The sequence below is a fragment of the Mycobacterium lentiflavum genome, assembly GCF_022374895.2.
GTDB classification, from domain to species: Bacteria; Actinomycetota; Actinomycetes; order Mycobacteriales; family Mycobacteriaceae; genus Mycobacterium; species Mycobacterium lentiflavum.
Genome location: NZ_CP092423.2, coordinates 4523695 through 4545670, shown reverse-complemented (window position 1 = coordinate 4545670; position 21976 = coordinate 4523695). Strand labels below are relative to the sequence as shown.

17 protein-coding genes are annotated in these 21976 nt (G+C 66.9%); 8 read left to right on the top strand and 9 right to left on the bottom strand.

Annotated features, from left to right (window positions below; all coding sequences use genetic code 11):
- The first annotated feature begins 77 nt into the window (after positions 1-77).
- The gene (locus tag MJO58_RS21050) at positions 78-2660 is read left to right on the top strand and encodes a bifunctional FO biosynthesis protein CofGH (protein ID WP_420845372.1); all 2583 of its coding nucleotides are present in this window, start codon (positions 78-80) and stop codon (positions 2658-2660) included.
- A 158-nt stretch (positions 2661-2818) separates the two neighbouring features.
- On the opposite strand, the gene MJO58_RS21045 is transcribed toward MJO58_RS21050, so the two are convergent.
- On the bottom strand, positions 2819-3151 hold the full coding sequence (locus tag MJO58_RS21045; RefSeq protein WP_090609537.1) for a hemophore-related protein: 333 nt from the start codon (positions 3149-3151) through the stop codon (positions 2819-2821).
- Between the two features lie 438 nt (positions 3152-3589).
- Here MJO58_RS21045 and fdxA point away from each other — a divergent pair, with 438 nt between their 5' ends.
- From fdxA to MJO58_RS21025, 4 genes are all read left to right on the top strand, one after another.
- Positions 3590-3916 (top strand): ferredoxin, encoded by a 327-nt coding sequence (gene fdxA, locus MJO58_RS21040; protein WP_090605518.1) that lies wholly within the window; start codon positions 3590-3592, stop codon positions 3914-3916.
- Between the two features lie 42 nt (positions 3917-3958).
- On the top strand, positions 3959-5059 hold the full coding sequence (gene dapC, locus MJO58_RS21035; RefSeq protein WP_239720839.1) for a succinyldiaminopimelate transaminase: 1101 nt from the start codon (positions 3959-3961) through the stop codon (positions 5057-5059).
- 100 nt (positions 5060-5159) lie between these two features.
- Positions 5160-7520, top strand: a complete 2361-nt coding sequence (locus tag MJO58_RS21030; protein WP_239720838.1) for an amino acid permease — start codon at positions 5160-5162, stop codon at positions 7518-7520.
- Between the two features lie 83 nt (positions 7521-7603).
- Positions 7604-8851, top strand: coding sequence for an alpha/beta hydrolase (locus MJO58_RS21025; RefSeq protein ID WP_090605506.1), 1248 nt, complete (start codon positions 7604-7606; stop codon positions 8849-8851).
- Positions 8852-8861: 10 nt separating this feature from the next.
- Here the strand turns inward: MJO58_RS21025 and MJO58_RS21020 are convergent, their stop codons facing one another.
- From MJO58_RS21020 to MJO58_RS20985, 8 genes are all read right to left on the bottom strand, one after another.
- Positions 8862-9554 (bottom strand): GAP family protein, encoded by a 693-nt coding sequence (locus tag MJO58_RS21020; RefSeq protein ID WP_090605504.1) that lies wholly within the window; start codon positions 9552-9554, stop codon positions 8862-8864.
- A gap of 170 nt (positions 9555-9724) precedes the next feature.
- Complete coding sequence (locus tag MJO58_RS21015) at positions 9725-10873, bottom strand: YeiH family protein (protein ID WP_239720836.1); 1149 nt, start codon at positions 10871-10873, stop codon at positions 9725-9727.
- 146 nt (positions 10874-11019) lie between these two features.
- Positions 11020-12954: an adenylyl-sulfate kinase gene (gene cysC, locus MJO58_RS21010; RefSeq protein ID WP_090605499.1), complete on the bottom strand. Its 1935-nt coding sequence runs from the start codon at positions 12952-12954 to the stop codon at positions 11020-11022.
- Complete coding sequence (gene cysD, locus MJO58_RS21005; protein WP_090605496.1) at positions 12954-13868, bottom strand: sulfate adenylyltransferase subunit CysD; 915 nt, start codon at positions 13866-13868, stop codon at positions 12954-12956. Before cysD ends, cysC begins: the two co-directional genes overlap by 1 nt.
- Entirely contained in the window at positions 13865-14668 is an 804-nt protein-coding gene (gene stf0 / locus MJO58_RS21000) for a trehalose 2-sulfotransferase (protein WP_090609536.1), read from the bottom strand. The genes cysD and stf0 overlap by 4 nt, the downstream gene beginning before the upstream one ends.
- Before the next feature lie 137 nt (positions 14669-14805).
- Positions 14806-15162, bottom strand: a complete 357-nt coding sequence (locus MJO58_RS20995; protein WP_139043327.1) for a hypothetical protein — start codon at positions 15160-15162, stop codon at positions 14806-14808.
- 177 nt (positions 15163-15339) lie between these two features.
- Entirely contained in the window at positions 15340-16818 is a 1479-nt protein-coding gene (locus MJO58_RS20990; RefSeq protein ID WP_239720834.1) for an HNH endonuclease signature motif containing protein, read from the bottom strand.
- A 140-nt stretch (positions 16819-16958) separates the two neighbouring features.
- Positions 16959-18569 (bottom strand): PucR family transcriptional regulator, encoded by a 1611-nt coding sequence (locus MJO58_RS20985; RefSeq protein ID WP_239720833.1) that lies wholly within the window; start codon positions 18567-18569, stop codon positions 16959-16961.
- Between the two features lie 84 nt (positions 18570-18653).
- Between MJO58_RS20985 and pruA the strand changes: the two genes are divergently transcribed.
- The 3 genes from pruA to MJO58_RS20970 are packed head-to-tail and all read left to right on the top strand — an operon-like array spanning position 18654 to position 21968.
- Positions 18654-20285, top strand: coding sequence for an L-glutamate gamma-semialdehyde dehydrogenase (gene pruA / locus MJO58_RS20980; RefSeq protein WP_239720831.1), 1632 nt, complete (start codon positions 18654-18656; stop codon positions 20283-20285).
- Positions 20285-21250: a proline dehydrogenase family protein gene (locus MJO58_RS20975; protein WP_239720830.1), complete on the top strand. Its 966-nt coding sequence runs from the start codon at positions 20285-20287 to the stop codon at positions 21248-21250. The genes pruA and MJO58_RS20975 overlap by 1 nt, the downstream gene beginning before the upstream one ends.
- A gap of 40 nt (positions 21251-21290) precedes the next feature.
- Positions 21291-21968 carry a DNA-3-methyladenine glycosylase family protein gene (locus MJO58_RS20970; protein WP_090605484.1) on the top strand — a complete coding sequence of 226 codons (678 nt, stop codon included), beginning with the start codon at positions 21291-21293 and terminating at the stop codon, positions 21966-21968.
- Positions 21969-21976 lie beyond the last annotated feature (8 nt).

The window sequence follows — 21976 nt, the reverse complement described above, 5'->3', positions numbered from 1 at the left end:
GCTATGGTTGCCGAAAATTCAGATTGTTGGGACACGCGGATGAAATTCGATCGTGGGGAAGTTACACCAAGGTGCCAGTGACACCGAGGCCTCCGGGCGAGGAGCCCGCCGCTCTGCCTAATCCCGTCATTCTGCCTAAGGCCAGCGCGTCTGCATTGCGGCGGGTGTTGCGCCGGGCACGCGATGGTGTGGCGCTCAACGTCGACGAGGCCGCCGTGGCGATGACCGCCCGCGGTGCCGACCTCGCCGACTTGTGTGCCAGCGCAGCGCGGGTGCGCGACGCGGGTCTGGAGTCGGCGGGCCGACGTGGCCCCGACGGTCGGTTGCCGATCACCTATTCGCGCAAGGTGTTCATCCCCGTTACGCATCTGTGCCGGGACAGCTGCCACTACTGCACGTTCGTCACCGTGCCGGGCAAGCTTCGCGCCCGGGGCATGGGCATGTATCTGGAGCCCGACGAAATCCTCGACATCGCCCGGCGCGGCGCCGAACTCGGTTGTAAGGAAGCATTATTCACCCTCGGCGACCGGCCGGAGGACCGCTGGCCGCAGGCTCGCGACTGGCTCGATGAGCGTGGTTACAACTCGACCCTGTCGTATGTGCGCGCGATGGCGATCCGGGTGCTGGAGGAAACCGGGCTGCTGCCGCACCTGAATCCGGGCGTGATGAGCTGGTCGGAGATGTCGTTGCTGAAGCCGGTGGCGCCGTCGATGGGCATGATGCTCGAGACCACGTCGCGGCGGCTCTTCGAGACGAGAGGGCTCGCCCACTACGGCAGCCCGGACAAAGACCCGGCGGTGCGGCTGCGGACGCTGACCGATGCGGGTCGGTTGTCGATTCCGTTCACCACCGGCCTGCTGGTCGGCATCGGGGAGACGCTGGCCGAACGCGCCGACACCCTGCACGCGATTCGCAAGTCGCACAAGGAATTCGGTCATGTCCAAGAAGTGATCGTGCAGAATTTCCGGGCCAAGCAGCACACCGCGATGGCCGCCGTTCCCGATGCCGGGATCGACGACTACCTGGCGACGATCGCGGTGGCCCGCCTGGTGCTCGGGCCGGGCATGCGAATCCAGGCGCCGCCGAATCTGGTGTCCCGGCAGGAGTGCCTGGCGCTGGTCGCCGCGGGAGTCGACGACTGGGGCGGGGTTTCACCGCTGACGCCCGATCACGTCAATCCGGAACGACCCTGGCCCGCCCTGGATGAGCTGGCCGCCGTGACCGCCGAAGCGGGCTTCGACTTGGTGCAGCGGCTGACCGCGCAACCCAAATACGTCCAAGCGGGCGCCGCCTGGATCGACCCGCGAGTGCAGGGCCACGTTGCGGCACTGGCTGATCCGGCGACCGGCCTGGCTCGTGACGTCAACCCCACCGGCATGCCGTGGCAGGAACCCGACGACGCGCAATCCAGCGGGCGGGTCGATCTCAATGCGTCGATCGACACCCAGGGGCGCAACAGCGAGGCCCGCAGCGATCTCGACAGTGCGTTCGGCGACTGGGAATCGATTCGCGCGCACGTGCACGAGCTTGCCGCCAGGGACACCAACGCCCCCGAGCGCATCGACACCGACGTGCTGGCCGCGCTGCGCTCCGCCGAGCGCGATCCTGCCGGCTGCTCCGACGACGAGTACCTGGCGCTCGCCACCGCCGACGGCCCGGCACTGGAAGCCGTTGCCGCGCTGGCGGATTCGTTGCGACGCGACACCGTTGGCGACGACGTCACGTTCGTGGTGAACCGCAACATCAACTTCACCAATATCTGCTACACCGGTTGCCGGTTCTGTGCCTTCGCGCAGCGCAAGGGCGACGCCGACGCGTATTCACTGTCCGCGGCCGAGGTTGCCGACCGCGCCTGGGAGGCGCACGTCGAAGGCGCGACCGAGGTGTGCATGCAGGGTGGCATCGACCCCGAGCTGCCGGTCACCGGCTACGCCGACCTGGTGCGCGCCGTCAAGGCCCGGGTGCCGTCCATGCACGTGCACGCGTTCTCTCCGATGGAGATCGCCAACGGCGTGACGAAGAGCGGCTTGAGTGTGCGCGAGTGGCTGATCAGCCTGCGCGAGGCCGGGCTGGGCACCATCCCGGGCACCGCCGCCGAGATCCTCGACGACGAGGTGCGCTGGGTGCTCACCAAGGGCAAGCTGCCCACCTCGATGTGGATCGACATCGTCAGCACCGCGCACGAGGTGGGCCTGCGGTCGTCGTCGACGATGATGTATGGGCACGTCGACAGTCCCCGGCACTGGGTCGGCCACCTCAACGTGCTGCGCGACATCCAGGACCGCACCGGCGGTTTCACCGAATTCGTGCCGCTGCCGTTCGTGCACCAGAGCTCGCCGCTGTATCTGGCCGGTGCGGCCCGCCCGGGGCCGACCCACCGCGACAACCGGGCGGTACACGCGCTGGCGCGAATCATGTTGCACGGCCGCATTTCCCAAATTCAGACCAGCTGGGTCAAGCTCGGCACCCAGCACACCCAGGTGATGCTCAACGGCGGCGCCAACGACCTGGGCGGCACGCTGATGGAGGAGACCATCTCGCGGATGGCCGGCTCCGAATACGGCTCGGCGAAGACGGTGGCCGAACTGACCGCGATCGCCCACGGCATCGGGCGCCCGGCGCGTCAACGCACCACCGACTACAGCCCGCTCGCCGCGTAGTTAAGCGTTACTTGTCATAGGCCCGGGTACACCGATGTCGCCGCGCGCGTCTTGGAGCTGTGGGGACGTCGCCCGCGTCGCGGATCTGCAGCCGCGTCGGCCCGGAAGCTTTGGGCCGACTGCGACTACTGCGCAGCGGTTACTGAGCCGACGTCGGCTCAGTAGTTGTTACAGACGACCGCGACCTGCTGGATCGTGTTGAAGTACTTCGCGGCCGCCGGCATCGCCTGGATCTGCGCGGCCATCTGCTGGCGCTTCGGCGGCGGGGAGGCCAGGAACTGCCGGATGTAGTTCTGCGCGAACGGCGACGCGTTCAACTCCTGAGCAGTGGCCGGATCGTTCGCATTGAGTGCGGCCATCACCTGCCCGTAGTTGCAGGTCGTGTTGATGATCGGATCCATGGGGTCTGCCGAAGCAACCCCCGCCGCGGCGCTCAACGCCACTGCCGCACCACCAACCGCGGCTGCCAGTTTGCTTAACGACAGCGTCATCATGCTTGGACACCTTCCCCGGATCTCTGAAAGCCAACGACGGCTACGTGATCTGCCCTAGCGGCTGCCGTCTCGGACGAGGCTACCAGCCGTTGCGGACGTTCTTTCGTTTCACGGTTATTCGCCGGCCCCGCCCGGAACGTAACTGTCTGCCGATCAACGGCGGGGTGACGTTCGTCACACGACGCAAATCGTTGGTCGAACACCGGTGGGCGATCGCGTAGACACGTTCGAATGGTCGGTGCAGCGATCCGCACGGCTGCGAGACTGACCGTACGAAACTTGGCGTTGGCCGTAGCGTGCCAACTGGTTGACGTGTATGTGCAACGTCTAGTATCAGTAACCGAAAGCTTTGCTTACCCGGCCGGCACGTGCTGCAGCGAGGCTAACAGCAGCCCACACGAAGCAGTCCAAAGAGAAAACGTTGAGGAGACGTCCGTGACGTACACGATCGCCCAACCCTGCGTCGACATCAAAGACAAGGCGTGCATCGAAGAATGCCCCGTCGACTGCATTTACGAGGGCGCGCGGATGCTGTTCATCCACCCCGACGAATGCGTCGACTGCGGGGCCTGCGAGCCGGTTTGTCCTGTTGAAGCGATCTATTACGAAGACGACGTGCCCGAGCAGTGGAGCGAGTACACCCAGATCAACGCGGACTTCTTCGTCGAGTTGGGTTCGCCCGGGGGCGCGGCCAAGGTCGGGATGACCGAGAATGACCCACAAGTGGTCAAAGATCTGCCGCCGCAGGGCGAAGGAGACTAAGGGGGCGCAGTGGCGCAGGAGCCCAGGGGGGGCCGACCTGCCTTGTCGGCATCTCTGCCGGAGTTTCCCTGGGACACCCTGGCAGTGGCGAAAGCGCTGGCCGGGGCTCATCCCGACGGCGTGGTCGACCTGTCCATCGGAACCCCGGTAGACCCGGTCGCGCCGGTAATCCAGGAGGCGCTGACGGCCGCCGGCGCCTCGCCCGGATACCCCGCCACTGCCGGCACGGTCGAGCTGCGCGAATCCGTGGTCACGGCCCTGGGCCGCCGCTTCGGCGTCACCGGGCTCGCCGAGAACGCCGTGCTGCCCGTGATCGGCACCAAGGAACTCATCGCCTGGCTGCCCACGCTGCTCGGGCTCGGCCCCGCGGACGTGGTCGTGGTTCCCGAGCTCGCCTACCCGACCTATGACGTCGGCGCCCGGCTGGCCGGGGCACAGGTGATCCGCGCGGATTCCTTGACGCAACTGGGCCCGCAGTCGCCGGCGCTGGTCTATTTGAATTCGCCGAGCAACCCGACCGGACGCGTGCTGGGCCTCGATCATCTGCGCAAGGTCGTCGGATGGGCGCGGGAACGCCGGGTCGTGTTGGCGTCCGACGAGTGCTACCTGGGCCTGGGCTGGGACGCCGAGCCGCTGTCGGTGTTGCATCCCGCGGTGTGCGACGGCGACCACACCGGACTGCTGGCGGTGCATTCGCTGTCCAAGAGCTCGTCGCTGGCCGGGTACCGGGCCGGATTCGTCGCCGGCGATCCCGGTCTGGTCGCCGAGCTGCTGGCGGTGCGCAAGCACGCCGGAATGATCGTGCCGACACCGGTGCAGTCCGCGATGGTGGCCGCGCTGGACGACGACGACCACGAGAAGGTGCAGCGCGAGTGCTACGCCCGCCGCCGTGCTGCTCTCGCACCGGCGCTGCGCGCTGCCGGGTTCGCGATCGACCATTCCGAAGCCGGGCTGTATCTGTGGGCAACCCGCGGTGAGCCTTCTCGCGACAGCGTGGGGTGGTTGGCCGGCCACGGCATCCTGGTGGCGCCCGGCGAGTTCTACGGCCCGAGCGGCGGGCGACATGTGCGCGTCGCGCTGACCGCGACCGACGAGCGCATCGAAGCCGCGGTCCAGCGGCTGACCGCATCGTCCGCGCGCTGATTACGCGAAATCTCCGCGTCCGTCTGCCGCCAATCCGGCGAACCGGCAGAATGCATCGAAGCAATAGCCAACCGCTCGCTCTCGGGTAAGGAACGTTGTCGTGACAACTTCGGCTAGCAAACTGCGCCTCCCGCTGTCGGTCCAGGACGTCGCCAAGCGTCTCTTTCTCGGAAAGCCGCTGATTACCGAGGAGCTGGCAGGCGAAAAACTGCCGAATCCGGTTGCGCTGGGCGCGCTTTCACCCGACGCCATCTCGTCGACCGCCTATGGCCCCGAGCAGATCCTGATCGAACTGCTGCCTGCGGCGGGCCTCGCGGCGTTCGCCTTGTTGCTTCCGATCACCGGTGTCATCCTGCTGATCCTGGTGTTGGTGACCGCGTCCTACCGGCAGGTCGTGATGGCCTACACGCGCGCGGGCGGCTCCTACATCGTGGCGCGGGAGAACTTCGGGCCAAGGGTGGCCCAGGTCGCCGCCGCAGCGCTGTTGATCGACTACGTCGTGACGGTCGCGGTGCAGTCCGCGGCCGGAACGGTGGCGGTGGTGTCGGCCATCCCGGCGCTGGGGCCGCACAGCCTGCAGATCACGGTCGGCGTGGTGCTGTTCATCTGCTTCCTGAACCTGCGCGGATTGAAGGAAGCGGGATGGCAATTCGCGTTCGCCACCTACTTCTTCATTGTCATGGTCGGTCTGACGATCGTGGTCGGCGTCGGCCGGGTGCTGATAGGCGATCTGCCCGTCTACGACCCCGCGCAGATGCCCGGAACGGTGCCGGTGCACAAGGCCGACGGCTTGGTGATGGGCGCGACGATCCTGACCCTGCTGCGCTCCTTCGCCAACGGTGGTTCGTCGCTGACCGGTGTCGAGGCCATCTCCAACACCGTTGACCTCTTTCGAAAGCCGCAGGGCCGCAACGCACGTCGGGTGCTCACCGCGATGGCGAGCGTCCTGGGATTCTTGCTGGCCGGTGTCGCCTATCTCGCGTTCGCCACGCACGCGACGCCGTACGAGAGTGAATATCCGTCGGTGCTGTCGCAGATCGCCCATGCCGTGTTCGGCGGTGGGGTGGTCGGCAACATCTTGTTCATCCTGGTTCAGACGGCGACGGCCGCGATTCTGTTCACCGGTGCGAACACCAGTTTCAACGGCTTTCCGGCGCTGGCGAGTTTCGTCGCCGAGGATCGCTTCCTGCCCCGGCAGCTGATGAAACGCGGTCACCGCCTGGTGTTTTCGAATGGCATCATCGCGCTGACCGCGCTGTCGGTGGTGTTGCTGGTGGTGACCGGCGGTTCGGTCAACGCGCTGGTGCCGTTCTACGCGATCGGTGTGTTCACCGGATTTTCGATGGCCGGCTACGGCATGACCAAGCACCATCTGACACATCGCGAGCCCGGTTGGCGAACCCGGTTGGCCATCAACCTTTCCGCGGGAATCCTATCGACGGTCGTGGTCGCCATCTTCGCGGTGGCGAAGTTCACCGAGGGCGCGTGGCTGGTCGTCGTCGTGTTCCCCCTGCTGGTGTTCGTCCTGATGCGGCTGAATCAGGAATATCGTGCGGAGGCCGCGATTCTCGAGATGTTCCGCACCGACCGGCCAGATTTGGTGAAATACGCGCGGCACAAGGTGTTTGTGTTCGTGAACTCGGTCGACCTGGCGGTGGTCGAAGCGCTGCGATACGGCAAGGGATTACGCGCCGACGAAATGATCGCGGTGCACGTCATGATCGACGCCGCCTATGCCGCGCAGATACGGAAGCGCTGGGATCACTTCGAACTCGACACCCGGCTGCGCGTCGTGGATTGCCCGGATCGGCGGGTCATCCGCGCCGCACAACTGTTCATCGCGAAGGCGCGTGACGAGCATCCGAACACCAACGTGACCGCGCTGCTGCCGCGCCGCACGTATAACCCGTTGGTGGGCCGGCTGCTGCACGACCGCACCGCCGACAAGATCGCCCGGGCGGTCAGCATGATCCCCGACGCCGCGGCGACCATCGTTCCCTACGATGTCCAGTCGCGAATCGAGGAGGCATACCCGCAACGATTCGAACAGCGGATCGCGCGCGAATTCGAAAAGTTCGGCGAGTGGGTGACCCGTGGCGAGGACGAGAACGTCGACGCCTACGAACATCCCGATCCGTCGCGTTCGGTGATCACCGTGGCGAGCCTGATCCCGGGGCGCCGCGCCACCTTCGAAGGACGGGTCCGCGAGGTCGAGGACACCAGCAAGGGCCGGCGCACCATCCGGTCGGTCGTGGTCGGTGATCACAGCGGCGAGATCAGCGTGGTCTTCCCGTCCGGGCACGGGGGCGCCGACATCCAGCCCGGTCAGCTGTTGCGCATCACCGGCAAGCCCAAGCAGAGCGGCAATCGGCCGATGTCGATGGTCGATCCGATGTACCACATCGTGGAAGACCCCGCGCAGGCCGGCCGGCCCGGGGCCTCACAAACCAGCACAACCTGAGCATTAACGTGGTGACGGCATAGCCCGCCGTCGCACGGAAAGGTCCGTCGCACGGAAAGGGCCGTCGCACGGAAAGGACAACAATGAAGCGACTGCGCGCCGCGTTGGCGTCCCTGGTGAGCCTCGTATTCACCGCCAACGGTTATCGGCCGTTGAGCAAGGGCGGATACGGCTCGGTATTCGCATTCGCCTATGGCGTGTTCGCCTCCGAGCTGCCGCTGCAAATGCTTGGGATCCAACTCACCACGCTGGCAGCGTTGTCACACCGACTACCCCCGCGGGTCCGGCGAATCAGCTGGCTGATGTCGGCGGTGTCCGCGGTGGGCCTGCTGGTGTTGCGTCACTTCGGGCACAAGGCCAACGAACCGCTGGCGGCCGCGCTGGACGCCGGACTGGGAACCGAGCGCCGAACCGAGTCCGGCGATCTGTGGAAACGCCCGGCGCCCGGCGGTGCGACCGCGAAGCGGCCCGGTCCGGCCCGCATGCTGCGGATCTACCGTGACTATGCGCACGACGGCGACATCAGCTACGGGGAGGCGGGCTCGCGCAACCATCTCGACATCTGGCGCCGGCCCGACCTCGACCGCACCGGGCGGGCCCCGGTGTTGCTGCAGATTCCCGGCGGTGCCTGGATGGTGGGAAACAAACGGGGACAAGCACATCCGCTGATGAGCCATCTGGCCGAATTGGGCTGGATCTGCGTGGCGATCAACTACCGGCTCAGCCCGCGCTCAACCTGGCCCGATCACATCGTCGACGTCAAGCGCGCGATCGCATGGACGAAAGAGCACATCGCCTCCTACGGTGGTGACCCGGACTGGATTGCGCTCACCGGAGGTTCGGCCGGCGGGCACCTGACGTCGCTGGCCGCACTGACCCCCAACGATCCGCGGTTTCAGCCGGGCTTTGAAGACGCCGACACCCGGGTGGACGTGGCGGTGCCGTTCTACGGCGTCTACGACTTCAACGCGACCGGTACCGCGATACACCCGATGATGGCGGCGATGGTGGCCAAGAACGTTTTCAAGGTCAGCCGCGGGGACATCGCCGAGCCTTTTCGCGCGGCGTCGCCGATCGCTCACGTTCGCCCAGACGCCCCACCGTTTTTCGTGCTGCACGGCACCAACGACTCACTGGTTCCGGTCGAACAGGCCCGCAGTTTCGTGGCACGTCTAGGCGAGGTCAGCAACCAGCCCGTGGTCTATGCCGAGTTGCCTTGGGCCCAGCACGCGTTCGACATTTTCGGCTCGGCCCGCGCCGCGCACGCCGCGGTGGCAGTCGAACAGTTCCTGGCCGAAATGTATGTGCGCCGCGGTCAGCAGTGCGGGTAGCTGGCCGGGGTTAGAGGCTGCGCATGCCGATGAAGACCAGCACACACCCGGCCGCGGCCAACAGGCTGGCAACCTCGACGCGCCGCCGCGAACGGATCCAGATTTGTAGCGACACCATCCAGGCGCGCGTCTGATCCGGCGCCAGCAGATAGGCCAGCAGCGGGATCTCCACCAGTGCGAACGCCACGACATGGAACATCAGCAGCGCGCTGAACTGCGTCATGGCCGCGGTGCCGGAGGCCACGATGGCGGCCAGCGCCGCGAGATAATCCACGGACGGCAACGCGATTCCCAGACCGGCCATCCCCGCCACCCACAGCGAACGCCCGTGCAGTAGCCGTCTGGAAAACCGCCCCAAGCCGTGATGCTCGTGCAAGTCGGGCTCGTCGGCGGGTGGGCGTTTGAAGCGGCCGACTTTCTCCCTCAACACGACCTGCGCACTCAGCACGACCGCAACAAGCAGTGCCGAACCGCCAATCAGAATCTGAAGTTTCGGCAAACTTACGTGCGGAGAACTCAGCAGTCTGCGCTGAAGTCCGAACACGACGGACAACCCGACGGTCATGCCCATCGCGAACCCCCCGCAGAGAAATGCGAAAAGCTGCAGCATGGGCCTGGGTCGGTTCAGCATCAGCACCGTCATGCCGATCCGGAACGGCTCGACGCTCATCGCGAAGGCCATGACCAGGAGGGTGATCCACATGTCAGGATTCGGCTGCCTGGGCGTCCAACGTGGTGCGAGCCGAACCCGGTAGACCAGCGCGTTCGCGTAGCAGAGCAACGACGGACGAGTGCTGCATGATCATTACGTTACCGTCTGGCCCGCAGACCGGCCTGTTGCGCCTCGCCAGGCGCCGTCGTTATGTGCCCGCGCTAGGTGCTTACGCCCCAATGCAATACGCGCGACGTCAGCAGCACGATGCCCAGCGAGACCGTCGCGACGACTGTGAGTCCCATCACAGCCACGAGCAGCGGACGCCATCCGGTGCGCGCGATTTGACGGAAATCGGTGTTGAGCCCGACACCGGCGAAGGTCAGCAGAAACGCCCACTTCGACACGTTCGCCAGGTTCGTGGTTTGCCCTTTCGACAGCCAGCCCGCGGTCGCGATCGCCGATACCACCAGGAAGCCGAGCACGAATTTCGGGAACTTCTGCCAGATGAATGCCGCCTTGGCTGTTGCGCCGGGGGCGATCTCGTCGGCCTGTCCGCGCGCGGACCAGTACAGCGCGAAACCGAGGACGACAAACCCGATCAGCGCGTTGCGGGTCGACTTCACCAGCACCGCGATCTTGCCGGCGTGGTCGGAGAACAGGTAGCCGGTGGCGGTGGTTTCGGCGGTGTTGTCCACGGAAAGACCTGCCCAGAGACCGAATTCGTGGTCGGTAAGCCCCATCGCGTGTCCCAGTGGCGGCAACACGAACAGGGACACCGCGCCCAGCGCCAGGATCGCCGCGATGGCATAGCTGACGTCGGAGTTGCGGGCCCGGATCGCGCCCTTGGCCGCGATAATCGCCGACACCCCGCAAATCGATGTGCCGATCGCCAGCAGCGAACCCAGCTTGCCCGACAGCCCGAAGGCCCGTGCCGCGACGATGATGACGGTTCCCGCGATCGTCATGTCCACCAGAATCTGGACCAGGCTGATCGCGCCCAGCTTGGCGATGTCGCCGAGCACAAAACGCGCCCCCAGCACCACGATCCCGACCTTGAGCCAGAACTCGTAGGTCTGCACACCCGGACGAAATATCCGGTGCAGGCCGAGGGTGTTGGTGATCAGCAGCCCAATCACGATGGCCCACAACACGTATTCGATGTCGGGAACCCGCCAGTGTTCGTGTTTGGCCAGTGTGTTCCACCAGATCTGAGCGTATTTGCCCAGCAGGCCGACGCCGATCAGCAGCAAGATCCCCGGCACGTAGTCCAGCGGCTGCCTACTGGTAAACGTTGGTTCGTCCAGTGTTTCTTCCGGCTCGACCCGAGTGGTACTCACGCGATCACCACGAAATCTTCGGCAGCGCATCGGCCACCGCCAACACGACGATCACACCGGCGACCAGCGTCGCCCACCAGTCCACCGATATCGAGCCGACCCGCTCGCGCCAATCACTCACGCCCGCATATTGCCGGGACCGGCGTCGCGGACCAAGTGATTAGCTCGCGCTGAATCTAGGTGACGGGCCGCTGCGGGCTGCGTTCGTTGAGCAACGCGATGACCTGGGCGGCGAGCTCGTCGATGTCGGCGCCGCAGGTGTCGAGCACCAGGTCGGGGTTTTCCGGCGCTTCGTAAGGCGCGTCGACACCGGTCAAACCCTTGAGCTCGCCCTTACGGGCCCGCGCGTAAAGGCCTTTGGGGTCCCGTCTTTCGCATTCGGCCAGCGAGGTGGCGACGTGCACTTCGATGAACGGCAGCTTGGCGGCGTCGTTGAGCGCCCGGGCGGTCTCCCGGTCCGACTTCAGCGGTGACACCAGCGACGCCAGGGCGACCACGCCCGCGTCGGCCAGCAGCCGAGTCAAATGCCCGACCCGCCTGATGTTTTCGGTCCGATCGCCGGGGGAGAAGCCCAAATCGTCCGAGAGGCCGTGCCGCAGGTTGTCGCCGTCGAGCAGATAGGCCACCCGGCCGGATTCGACGAGCGCGCGCTCGACGGCGACCGCGACGGTGGACTTACCGGACGCGGGCAGACCGGTGAACCAGATCGTCGCTCCGGCCTGTCCGGTGGCGTGCCAGCGGTGGCCGCGGTCCAGCGCCGAGGGATGCCAGCGAATGTCGGTGCGCGGATGGGTGCCCGGCTTCACCTCTCGCGCCTCGATGATGGTGCCGGCGCCGACCGTGTCGTTCGTGGTCTCGTCGATCAGGATGAACGCGCCGCTGTCGCGGTTGTCGGTGTAGCTGTCGGCGATGACGACCGAGCTGGTTCGCAGAGTCACGGTGCCGACGTCGTTGAGCGCCAGCTCAACCGGCTGGTCGAGTTCGTCGAGTGTCTCGGGATCGAGCTTCGAGTGCAGTTCCTGTACGGTGGCCCGCACGGTCTTGGAGGTCTGCTTGAGGGCCAGCCGGTCACCGGCTCGCAGCGGGGTGTCGACGAACCAGCACACCGTCGCGTCCAGTTCCCGAGCCGGCACCGGCAGCACCGCGTCGTCGGCCCCGCTGACCAGGACATCGCCGCGGCCCACATCGATGTCGTCGGCCAGCTCGATCGAAACCGACAGCGGCGCAACACCTGTGGTGCGCTTCTCGTCGAGGGTGTCCAGCGCGGTGACCGTCGATCGGGTGCCGGCGGGTAGCGAGATCACCGGGTCGCCGACGGACAGCGTTCCCGCCGCCAGCCGTCCGGTGTAACGGCGCCGCACGTCGGCGGTGGGTCGCGAAACCCATTGCACCGGCAAGCGCAGCCGTGACGGTTCGGCGTTCGGCGCGGCCAGTTCGATGCCCTCCAGGTACTGCAGCAGGGTGGGGCCGCCGTACCACGGTGTGTTCTCGGAACGGTGTACGACGTTGTCGCCGTGCTTGGCCGCGATCGGAATCACCGTGATGTCCACCTCGCCCAGGCGGGCCGCCAACTGCCGCAGCTCGTCTTCCACCTTGGTAAACCTGGCCTCGTCGAAGTCGATCAGGTCGATCTTGTTGACGGTCGCCACAAAGTGCTTGATTCCCAACAACTTTGCGATCCGGGCATGCCTGCGGGTCTGGCGCAGCACCCCGGCGCGCGCGTCGACCAGCAGGATCGCCACGTGGGCGTTGGAGGCGCCGGTGAACATGTTGCGGGTGTAGCGCTCGTGTCCGGGAGTGTCGGCCAGAATGTAGCTGCGGGTGGCGGTGGAGAAGAACCGGTAGGCGACGTCGATCGTGATGCCCTGCTCGCGTTCGGCCCGCAGACCGTCCGACAGCGCGGCGAGGTCGGCGATGCCCTCCTCGTCCGTCACCGCCTCCAGGTGGTCCAGCGGCAGGCTGTCGGTGTCGTGCAGCAGTCGCCCGATCAGCGTGCTCTTGCCGTCGTCGACCGAACCCGCGGTGGCGATGCGCAGCAGCTGACGTGTGATGCCCTTGTGCGGCAAGTTCTTTTGGGCGGCTTGTTCGGCCGCCTTCTCGGTGGCTGTCATCAGAAGTAGCCCTCTCGCTTGCGGTCTTCCATCGCGGCGGCCGACGTGCGGTCGTCGGCGCGCGTCTCGCCGCGCTCGGACACTGTTGCGGCCGAGATTTCGGTGATCACGCGGGCGATGTCGGTCGCCCGCGAGCGCACCGCCCCGGTGATGGTCAGGTCGCCGACGGTGCGGTAGCGAACCCATTCCGTCGCTGCGGTTTCGCCGTCTTGCGGACTGGCGTATTCCGAGACCGCCAGCAGGATGCCGTCGCGCTCGAACACCTCGCGTTCGTGCGCGTAGTAAATCGACGGTATCTCAAGGTCTTCCAGCTCGATGTAACGCCAGACGTCGATCTCGGTCCAGTTGCTCAGCGGAAACACCCGCACCTGCTCACCCTTCTTGATCCGGCCGTTGTACAGCGACCAGGGTTCCGGACGCTGTGCGCGGGGATCCCACTGACCGAACTCGTCGCGGAAGCTCAGGATCCGTTCCTTGGCGCGGGCGCGTTCCTCGTCGCGGCGTGCACCGCCGAAGGCGGCGTCGAACTCACCGGCTTCCAGCGCGTCGAGCAGCGTGCGCGTCTGGGCCCGGTTGCGCGAGGCGCCCGGACCGGGGTCGGGGACCCGGCCGTTGTCGATGGACTCTTGCACCGACGCGACGATCAGCTTGTGTCCAACGCCGCAGACCCTGCGGTCCCGGAATTCGATGACCTCGGGAAAATTGTGTCCGGTGTCGACGTGCAGGACCGGAAATGGCAGCGGGAGCGGCCGAAAAGCCTTCTCCGCCAAACGAAGCAGCACGATCGAGTCCTTGCCGGCCGAGAACAGCAAGACGGGGCGCTCCAGCTCGGCGACGACCTCACGGATGATGTGCACCGCTTCTGCTTCCAGCAGTCGCAATTCGTCGACGCGGGTGTCGGTTGTGGTGGTCATGTCGGTAGTCCCTCTCGTTCGGCGTCGACCCGGTAGCGATCCACCCATTCGTCCGAACGTTTGTCGGCTTGGCGCTCGAGTACCGGCTCGGGCGCCAGGTTGGGATCCAGCCCCAACTCTGCGAGAACGTTGCCCACGACTTGAGTCAGATTGCGCCACAACACCGGATACGGGATCTCCATCGGCTTGACGTCTTCTTCGGCGAACCAATTGCGCCAACCCTGCTCCTGGGCCCGCAGCATCGTGATGACGTGCGCGATGGCTCCGGCGTGGTAGGTGGCACGCGCATCGCGGACCGGGTCGGGCCGGCCGCGCCAGACCCGGGTCTGCACCGCACGCCAGAACGACACCGCCTGCGAGACCACATCGGGCCGATAGACATACACCAGCAGCGGGTCCTCGCCGACGACATCGCGGATCGCGGCGAGCAGGCCATCGCCCGATCGATTGGGTAGGCCATCGGCGCGCTCGAGGAGCAGCGGCGTCTGGTTCCACATCAGCTTGCCGCCCCACACACCGTTCGGCGTCCTGCCGACGGTGCGGATGTAGTCGCGCCAGATTTCCGGGGGCGCGAGGTCCGGCTTTCCCTCGTCGAGCGGATCGAGCAGGCGCAGAATCGACTCGTCGTCGATGCCGGCGAACCATTCCCGCGGCTGGGGCGCCTGGCTGGTCGTCGGCAGATATTGGAAGAACTCCTGGGGCTCGCCCGCCACGCCGGTCGCCCGCAGCGATTCGACGAGCAGCGTGCTGCCACTGCGCTGGGAAGCCAGCACCAAATAGGACGACGGATTTTCTGCCACCAGCAAAGCCTAACCGGATGCAAATCCCCTGCAACATGCAGAATTACGTTCACGCTGAGCGTAACTCAGCAGCGCATTCGCTTGACCCCCTCGTCAAGTTTGCTGGTGAGCACTATCTGGCGCGGGATTGGCCGGATCTAGATGTGCCCCGGAATTACGGGCGGCGGGGCAATCGGCTCCACCCGCGGTGGGGGTTCGATCGGCGGGGGTGCAGGCCGGGCTGCCGGCGGCGACGGCGGAAGGTACGGGCTTCCCACACACGCCGCATCCGCGGGATTCAAGGCGCACTGGGGATCGAGTGGACCGGTGGGCGGTCCCGGCGGGGGGGACGGTGCCGGTGGCCCCACCCAGTACGGGCCGCCCTGACACGCGGCGAACCCGGGATACTGCAGGCATCGGGGATCGTCGGGACCAGTGGGCAGATCGGAGCGGAACTTGTCGGGCAAGACCGGCGCATCGGGCGTTGCGTTGGCCGGCGCTCCCGCCGAAGCCATGGCAATAACTGTCAGGGCCACAAACATTTTCGCTATCCCGCCTCGAGCACTCGAACCGCTCATCTAACCTCCTGTGCTCGGCTTTGCGTTATCGCTGGTTGGACCTTCGCATTTCGGAATGCGCCGGTCAAGCCCCGGTGTCGCGGCCGCCGCGAAAGCTGCAGGCGCACTGCGATTTCAGAGGTTCAACTGCGCGCGATTCAGCGAGCGTTCGGCGTTGATGCGGTATGCGCGGTCTTGTTCTCGGGTTCGGCGACGCTTCGGCATGAAGACACCGCGACCGCCCGGCGGACGGTCACTCCTTGGAGCGATGGGCAATTCGCCGGTGGGCAGGCACAGCGTGGGAAACAGCAGGCGACTGCCCGGGCGAGTGAGGTAGGTGTGTCCGCTCGGCGTCGTCCAGACGACCGTTCCATCGGGCCGTTGCTCGTCATGCCAGCCGGTCCAGAAAGTCTTCAAAAGGTGGTGTTTTCGGCACAGACACTTGAGGTTCGACGGATGCGTCGGCCCTAGCGGGTAGGGCACCGTATGGTCCACATCGCACCATTCCGCCGGGCGATCGCAGCCGGGGAAGCGACAGGTCAAATCCCGGCACCGGACGAAACGCTGCAATCCCGCCGATGGGTGGTAGCCCGCCTCCGGACCGGCCTCGGCGGGATGGACCACCGGCCGCACCTTGGCGCCATTGCGGATGAGTTCCGCGATCAGTGGCGCCGGGACCATCCCGCCGCCGCGGATGTGGGCGGCGGGCGTCCAGGGCGGCGCGGGTGGTTCGGGGTCCGGGGCCAGCGCAATGCGCAGCGGTGTATCCGCAGTGAGCGGGCGGCTTGTGAGCTCACCCGAGATGCACGGATCCGCCGCGGCGTCGAGGGCGGCTTCCCCGGCGATGACATGGATCATCACGGCGCTGGCTCGTGGGTCGGTGTCGGGGGCGGCTGGGCATTCGGGTGCTCCGCATGTGCACGCCAGTAGGTCGGAACCGGCGGCCAGCGTGCCCAGCGCGTCTGCGCGACGTTGCGCGAGCGTGCGGGGGTCACCGTCGCACACCTGGTGCGCCATCTGAGTCAACCGCCGCTCCAACAGGGCTGCATCGGTTGCGAGCAAGGAGCCCCATAGCGCCGCGGTGCCGGAGTTACTGTCGGCGGGGCTGATCACCACATCGCGCCCGCGGGTGGCGGCCCGGGTACGGCGCACCGCCGCGGGATCGTGGCGGTCGACGATGGCATCGATCGCCTGGCTGCTCTTGGCAACCGAAAGAGGCCCGAACCGCGCCGCCTCACTGGCGAGCGCCGCGTCGACGATCTGCAGAGTCCGCGGGTCGGTGATCAAGTCGGTACGCCATACCAGCGCGGTTGCCATCCGTGCACTGACGACGCCTCGGGCGAACAGGGCCGCCACCCGGGGTAGACGGTCGCGCAACGCCACTGCGAGATACATCTGCCCGGATGCCGTTCCGTGGCTAATACCCTGTGCAGCAGCAACTTCCGCAGCGATCGCATCCCAGTTGTCGCACGACCAACTGCCGCGATCCACCGGACCGTCGGCACGCAGGCTCACCAATTCGGCGATAGCCTGCAGCTTGTGCGCCGCGGCCGCGGCTTCGGCCCGGGCGCATTCGGCGATCCTGGCCACCACCGCGCGATCAGTATCGAACATAGTTTCGAATATAGTGAACGCCGCCGACTCAATTGCCCGGCAGGTTCCCGCAGTGTGGATAGAGACCGGACGGTGCATAACCCGGCCAGCCAGCGGCCGCCGCCAACCCGGCCAGCCGCCGCTTCCCAGCCCCCAAGCCGCTAACCGCTCGAGCGCTCCAGCACCCGAAGCCCCAGCGAAAAGACCAGCCGCACTTCGGGGTCGCCCAGCGACGTCGCCAGCAGCTTCTCGATCCGGCGCACCCGATAGCGAACCGTGTTCGGGTGCACCTGCAGCCAATATGCGGCCGTGGCGATGTCGCCGAAGCTGTCCAAATAGACCCGCAGCGTCTCGGCCAGCACGGGATCCCGCGCCCGCAGGTCGCGTATCCGCGGATCCACCAACCGCTCGTCGGCTCCGATCGTCGTGACGATCTCGTCGAGCAGGACGGTGGTGCGCGCTTCGGCCAGCGACGTCACCTGGCCAATCGAAACCGGGTGTCGCTCAGCGCTATCGAGCACTCGATCGACCTCACTGCGCGCCGCGGCGACGCCGGCCAGGCCGGCGACCGGCGCAGCGATGGCGGCCCGCAGTTCGACACCGAGTTCGGCGCGCAACGCGCTGATCGTGCCGCGGACCCACGACGTCACCGACCGGGATGTCGACGTCTCGGGCAGCAGTACGTACATTCGCGAGCCTCGCGAGGCGACTTGAGCATCACGTCGAAAAGCACTGGCGCTCAACGCTAAAATGTCGGTCAGCCGCGCGTGTCGGGATCCGGTGTCGATTGCGTCCCAGGCGATCAGTGCCGCGGTACCGTCGGCGGCCAGCCCCAGCTCGCGGGCGATCGCCGCCACGTCGGCCGGGTCGGCGTCGGTCAGTCCGAGTAGCTGTTGGACCCGTCGCGCATGCGTTGACGGCCTGGCCGCCAGCCGAAACATGATGCGGGCGGCCAACACTGCCGCGCCGCGCAGGATGTCCTCGGCGTCGTCGGCGAGCGGCGCCGATCCCTGTTGCACCCAGATGGTGCCGGCGAACACCGGCGGTCGCCGCGGCCCGGGCGGCGGCTGGTAGATCCCGATCGCCAACCGCGGACGCAGACCCAACTCCGGGCGCTCGTCGACGCGAACCACCTCGCCACCGGCCCGCAGCGCGTCGAAGATTCCCCACTGGCCGATCCACTTCAGGTGCTCCGGCGGCCCGGCCCGGCCCAGGATGGAAAGCCGGCGCAGCTCGTCGGCCTCGTCGTTGGAGGCCGAGTAGGCGAGCACGTGCGACTGCGCGTTTTCGATGCTGACCATGCCGTGGATGCGATCGGCCAGCGACTGCGCCAAGCCGAACAGATCGGTGCCGGAGTCTTCGGTCGGATCGCTGCGATCGCCGTGGTGTTCCAGGACGTGGTTGACCAACTGGTAGAGCCGCTCCCAGCGGGCCTGCGGCTCGACGGCCACGACCGCCGACCCGACCGCGATCGCCTTGGTCACCAGTTCGGCCGATGGCTCCTTGGCGAAGATCGCCACCGGGGAGTGCTCCCGCGCCTGCTTGTCGATCCAGCGCAGCGCCTCGGTGTCGCCGACACCCAGCAGGAAGAACACATCGGCGGAGCTCGCGGCCGCCGCCAGGCCCAGCCGGACGTCGTCGGAATCGATCAGCGCCGCCGATCGCACCGGCAGGTCCAGGCCGCGCGGGGCCCGACCGTCCGGAACCAGGCTGACCAGCGTCGCATCCAGCGCCAACAGCAGCTGCCCCAGTCCGACCCCCGGCACCCGCATGTTGTCTGATTTTACTACGACCGACGGCATATCTTGTCCGATCGGCTAACCGAATGACGGGTTGCGCCGAGGATCCTGGGCAACATGGATGCGATCACTCAGGTGCCGACACCGGTCAACGAGCCGGTCCACGACTACGCCCCACACTCGCCCGAACGCGCTCGCCTGCGTGCCGAGCTAGCCGCGCTGGCCGACCGTCCGATGGAACTCCCGCACGTCATCGCCGGTTTCCACAGAATGGGCGACGGTGAACGCATCGACGTCGTCGCGCCGCACCGCCACGACACCACATTGGGCATCCTGACCAACGCCGGGCATGCTGACGCGACGGCGGCGATCGACGCCGCGATGGCCGCCAAGCACGACTGGGCAGCCCTGCCTTTCGACGAGCGCGCCGCGGTGTTCCTGCGCGCTGCCGACCTGCTGGCGGGCCCGTGGCGGGAGAAGATCGCCGCCGCGACGATGCTCGGCCAGTCCAAGTCCGCCTACCAGGCCGAGATCGATTCGCCGTGTGAGCAGATCGACTTCTGGCGGTTCAACGTGGCCTTCGCCCGTCAGATCCTGGCGCAACAGCCGGTCAGCGGGCCGGGGGAATGGAACCGCAGCGAGTACCGCCCACTGGACGGATTCGTCTACGCGATCACGCCGTTCAACTTCACCTCGATCGCGGGCAACCTGCCGACCGCGCCCGCGCTGATGGGCAACACCGTGGTGTGGAAGCCGTCGATCACCCAGACACTGTCGGCCTATCTGACCATGCAGCTGCTCGAGGCCGCCGGCTTGCCGCCCGGGGTGATCAACCTGGTGACCGGCGACGGCTTCGCGGTTTCCGATGTGGCACTGGCCGATCCGCGACTGGCCGGCATCCACTTCACCGGATCGACGGCGACTTTTCAGCAGCTGTGGCAGCAGGTGGGCACCAATATCAGCCGCTACCAAAGCTATCCGCGACTGGTCGGCGAGACCGGCGGTAAGGACTTCGTGGTCGCGCACACCTCGGCACGCCCGGAGGTGTTGTGCACGGCGTTGATTCGCGGGGCGTTCGACTACCAGGGCCAGAAGTGCTCGGCGGCGTCGCGGGCATTCATCCCGCACTCGGTATGGCAGCGGATGGGCGACGAGTTCCTTGCAGCGACGGCCGGGCTGAGCTACGGCGACATCACCGACCTGACCAACTACGGCGGCGCGCTGATCGACCGGCGGGCCTTCGCCAAGAACGTCAATGCCATCGAGCGGGCCAAGGGCGCGGCCGGTGTCACGATCGCGGTTGGTGGCGAATACGACGACAGCGTCGGCTATTTCGTGCGCCCGACCGTGTTGCTGTCCGACGACCCGACCGACGAGGCGTTCTCGACCGAGTACTTCGGCCCGCTGCTTTCCGTGCACGTCTACCCCGACAATTCCTACGAACGCATCCTCGACGTGATTGACACGGGATCCCGCTACGCGCTGACCGGTGCGGTGATCGCCGACGACCGTCAGGCGGTGCTCACCGCGCAGGATCGGTTGCGTTTCGCGGCCGGCAACTTCTACGTCAACGACAAGCCGACGGGGGCCGTCGTCGGGCGCCAGCCGTTCGGCGGATCGCGTGGCTCGGGGACCAACGACAAGGCCGGCTCGGTGCTGAACCTGCTGCGCTGGACGTCGGCACGCACCATCAAGGAGACGTTCGTCCCGGCCACGCAATACACCTACCCGCACATGGGGTCCGACTAATGGCCGGCGTCTTCGCCAACACCCTTCGGCCGGCGATCATGGCCGCCAGCCGGCGCCCGGGATTGCGGCGTGCCGCCGAAGGGCTGCCGGTCACCCGCAAGGTGGTGCACCGCTTCGTACCCGGTGAGACGATCGAATCCGCGCTGAATAGCGTTGCCGCCCTGCGTGAGTCGAGCCGCCTGGTCAGCATCGACTATCTTGGCGAGGACGTCGTGAACGCCGACGATGCCGACGCCGCCGTGCGAATCTACCTCGACCTGATCGAGAAGTTGGGCCGCCTCGATTCCCCGGGCGACGGAATCCGGCCGCTGGAGGTCTCGGTCAAGCTGTCGGCGCTGGGGCAGTCGCTGGAGCGCGACGGAGAAAAGGTCGCCCGGGACAACGCCTGGTCGATCTGCGACGCCGCGCAGCGGGCCGGGGTGTGGGTGACGGTGGACGCCGAGAACCACACCACGACCGATTCGACGCTGTCCATCGTCCGCGAGCTGCGAGCCGAATTTCCTTGGCTGGGCACGGTTTTGCAGGCGTACCTGAAGCGCACGCTGGACGACTGCCGCGAGTTCGCCGCTTCCGCGGCCCGGATCCGGCTGTGTAAGGGCGCCTACGACGAGCCGGCGGCGGTGGCCTACCGGGGCCGCGACGAGGTCACCGAGTCCTATCTGGCCTGCCTACGGGTGCTGATGGCCGGCTCGGGGTATCCGATGGTGGCCTCGCACGACCCCGGGATCATCGCGGCGGTGCCGGAGTTGGTGTGCCAATCAGGGCGCAGCTCAAGCGAATTCGAATACCAGCTGCTGTACGGAATCCGCGACGACGAACAGCGCCGACTGGCCGATGCCGGCAATCAGGTCCGGGTCTACGTCCCCTTCGGCACCCAGTGGTACGGCTACTTCATGCGCCGACTCGCCGAACGCCCCGCCAACCTGACGTTCTTCCTACGGGCGCTGGCGCAGCGCGGCCACTGAGGCACTCAAGACCGGGCCGCGCAGGCGTAGCGTCACGGCCATGAGCCCGGTCGTCGACGAGCGGCCCGACCCCGCCCGCACCCATCTGAGCCACGCCGATCCCGTGCTGGCTCACCTCATCGACAAGCACCCCGACTTCGACCCCCGCGCGTGGCTGGCGGACCTCCCGCCTTTGGACGCGTTCACAACGTTGATCTTCCAGGTCATCGGCCAACAGCTATCCGTCGCAGCCACCCGCCATATCCTCGACCGCCTTCAGGACCGCTTCAACGGACACCTCCCCACCCCTGCCGAGCTGCTGGCCGTCGACCCCGACGAGCTCCGCAAGACCGGGCTGTCGCGACGCAAGATCAGCACGCTGCGAACCGTCGCCGCCCAGTTCGCCGACGGCACTCTCAGCGACAGGGAGCTGCGCGGACTGTCCGATGCCGAGATCGAGACGCGCCTGACCGCCATCCCGGGGATCGGCCCCTGGACTGTGCACGGCTTTCTGATCATCGCGTTCGCGCGCCCCGACGTGGTGCTGCCCGGAGACCTCGCCCTGCGCAAGGCCATCCAGCGGTCCTATCGGCTCGACCATCTGCCCAGCCAAGACGAGGTGGTCCGCCTCGCGGAGCCGTGGCGGCCGTATCGCAGTCTTGCCAGCGCCTACCTGTTCCAGGACGCCTTCGGCCCTGCCGCACCGTCGACCGGTACCACCGCCGATACTGGGATCTGACTCCGCAC

What these genes read in the sequence shown, in the direction of transcription:
- MJO58_RS21015 (WP_239720836.1), bottom strand. Translation starts at nt 10,873, where the DNA reads ATGCGCTGCCGAAGATTTCGTGGTGATCGCGTGAGTACCACTCGGGTC.
- pruA (WP_239720831.1), top strand. Translation starts at nt 18,654, where the DNA reads ATGGATGCGATCACTCAGGTGCCGACACCGGTCAACGAGCCGGTCCAC.
- cysD (WP_090605496.1), bottom strand. Translation starts at nt 13,868, where the DNA reads ATGACCACCACAACCGACACCCGCGTCGACGAATTGCGACTGCTGGAA.
- MJO58_RS20970 (WP_090605484.1), top strand. Translation starts at nt 21,291, where the DNA reads ATGAGCCCGGTCGTCGACGAGCGGCCCGACCCCGCCCGCACCCATCTG.
- MJO58_RS20975 (WP_239720830.1), top strand. Translation starts at nt 20,285, where the DNA reads ATGGCCGGCGTCTTCGCCAACACCCTTCGGCCGGCGATCATGGCCGCC.
- MJO58_RS20985 (WP_239720833.1), bottom strand. Translation starts at nt 18,569, where the DNA reads ATGCGGGTGCCGGGGGTCGGACTGGGGCAGCTGCTGTTGGCGCTGGAT.
- MJO58_RS21020 (WP_090605504.1), bottom strand. Translation starts at nt 9,554, where the DNA reads ATGTGGATCACCCTCCTGGTCATGGCCTTCGCGATGAGCGTCGAGCCG.
- MJO58_RS20995 (WP_139043327.1), bottom strand. Translation starts at nt 15,162, where the DNA reads ATGGCTTCGGCGGGAGCGCCGGCCAACGCAACGCCCGATGCGCCGGTC.
- cysC (WP_090605499.1), bottom strand. Translation starts at nt 12,954, where the DNA reads ATGACAGCCACCGAGAAGGCGGCCGAACAAGCCGCCCAAAAGAACTTG.
- MJO58_RS21045 (WP_090609537.1), bottom strand. Translation starts at nt 3,151, where the DNA reads ATGACGCTGTCGTTAAGCAAACTGGCAGCCGCGGTTGGTGGTGCGGCA.
- MJO58_RS21025 (WP_090605506.1), top strand. Translation starts at nt 7,604, where the DNA reads ATGAAGCGACTGCGCGCCGCGTTGGCGTCCCTGGTGAGCCTCGTATTC.
- MJO58_RS20990 (WP_239720834.1), bottom strand. Translation starts at nt 16,818, where the DNA reads ATGTTCGATACTGATCGCGCGGTGGTGGCCAGGATCGCCGAATGCGCC.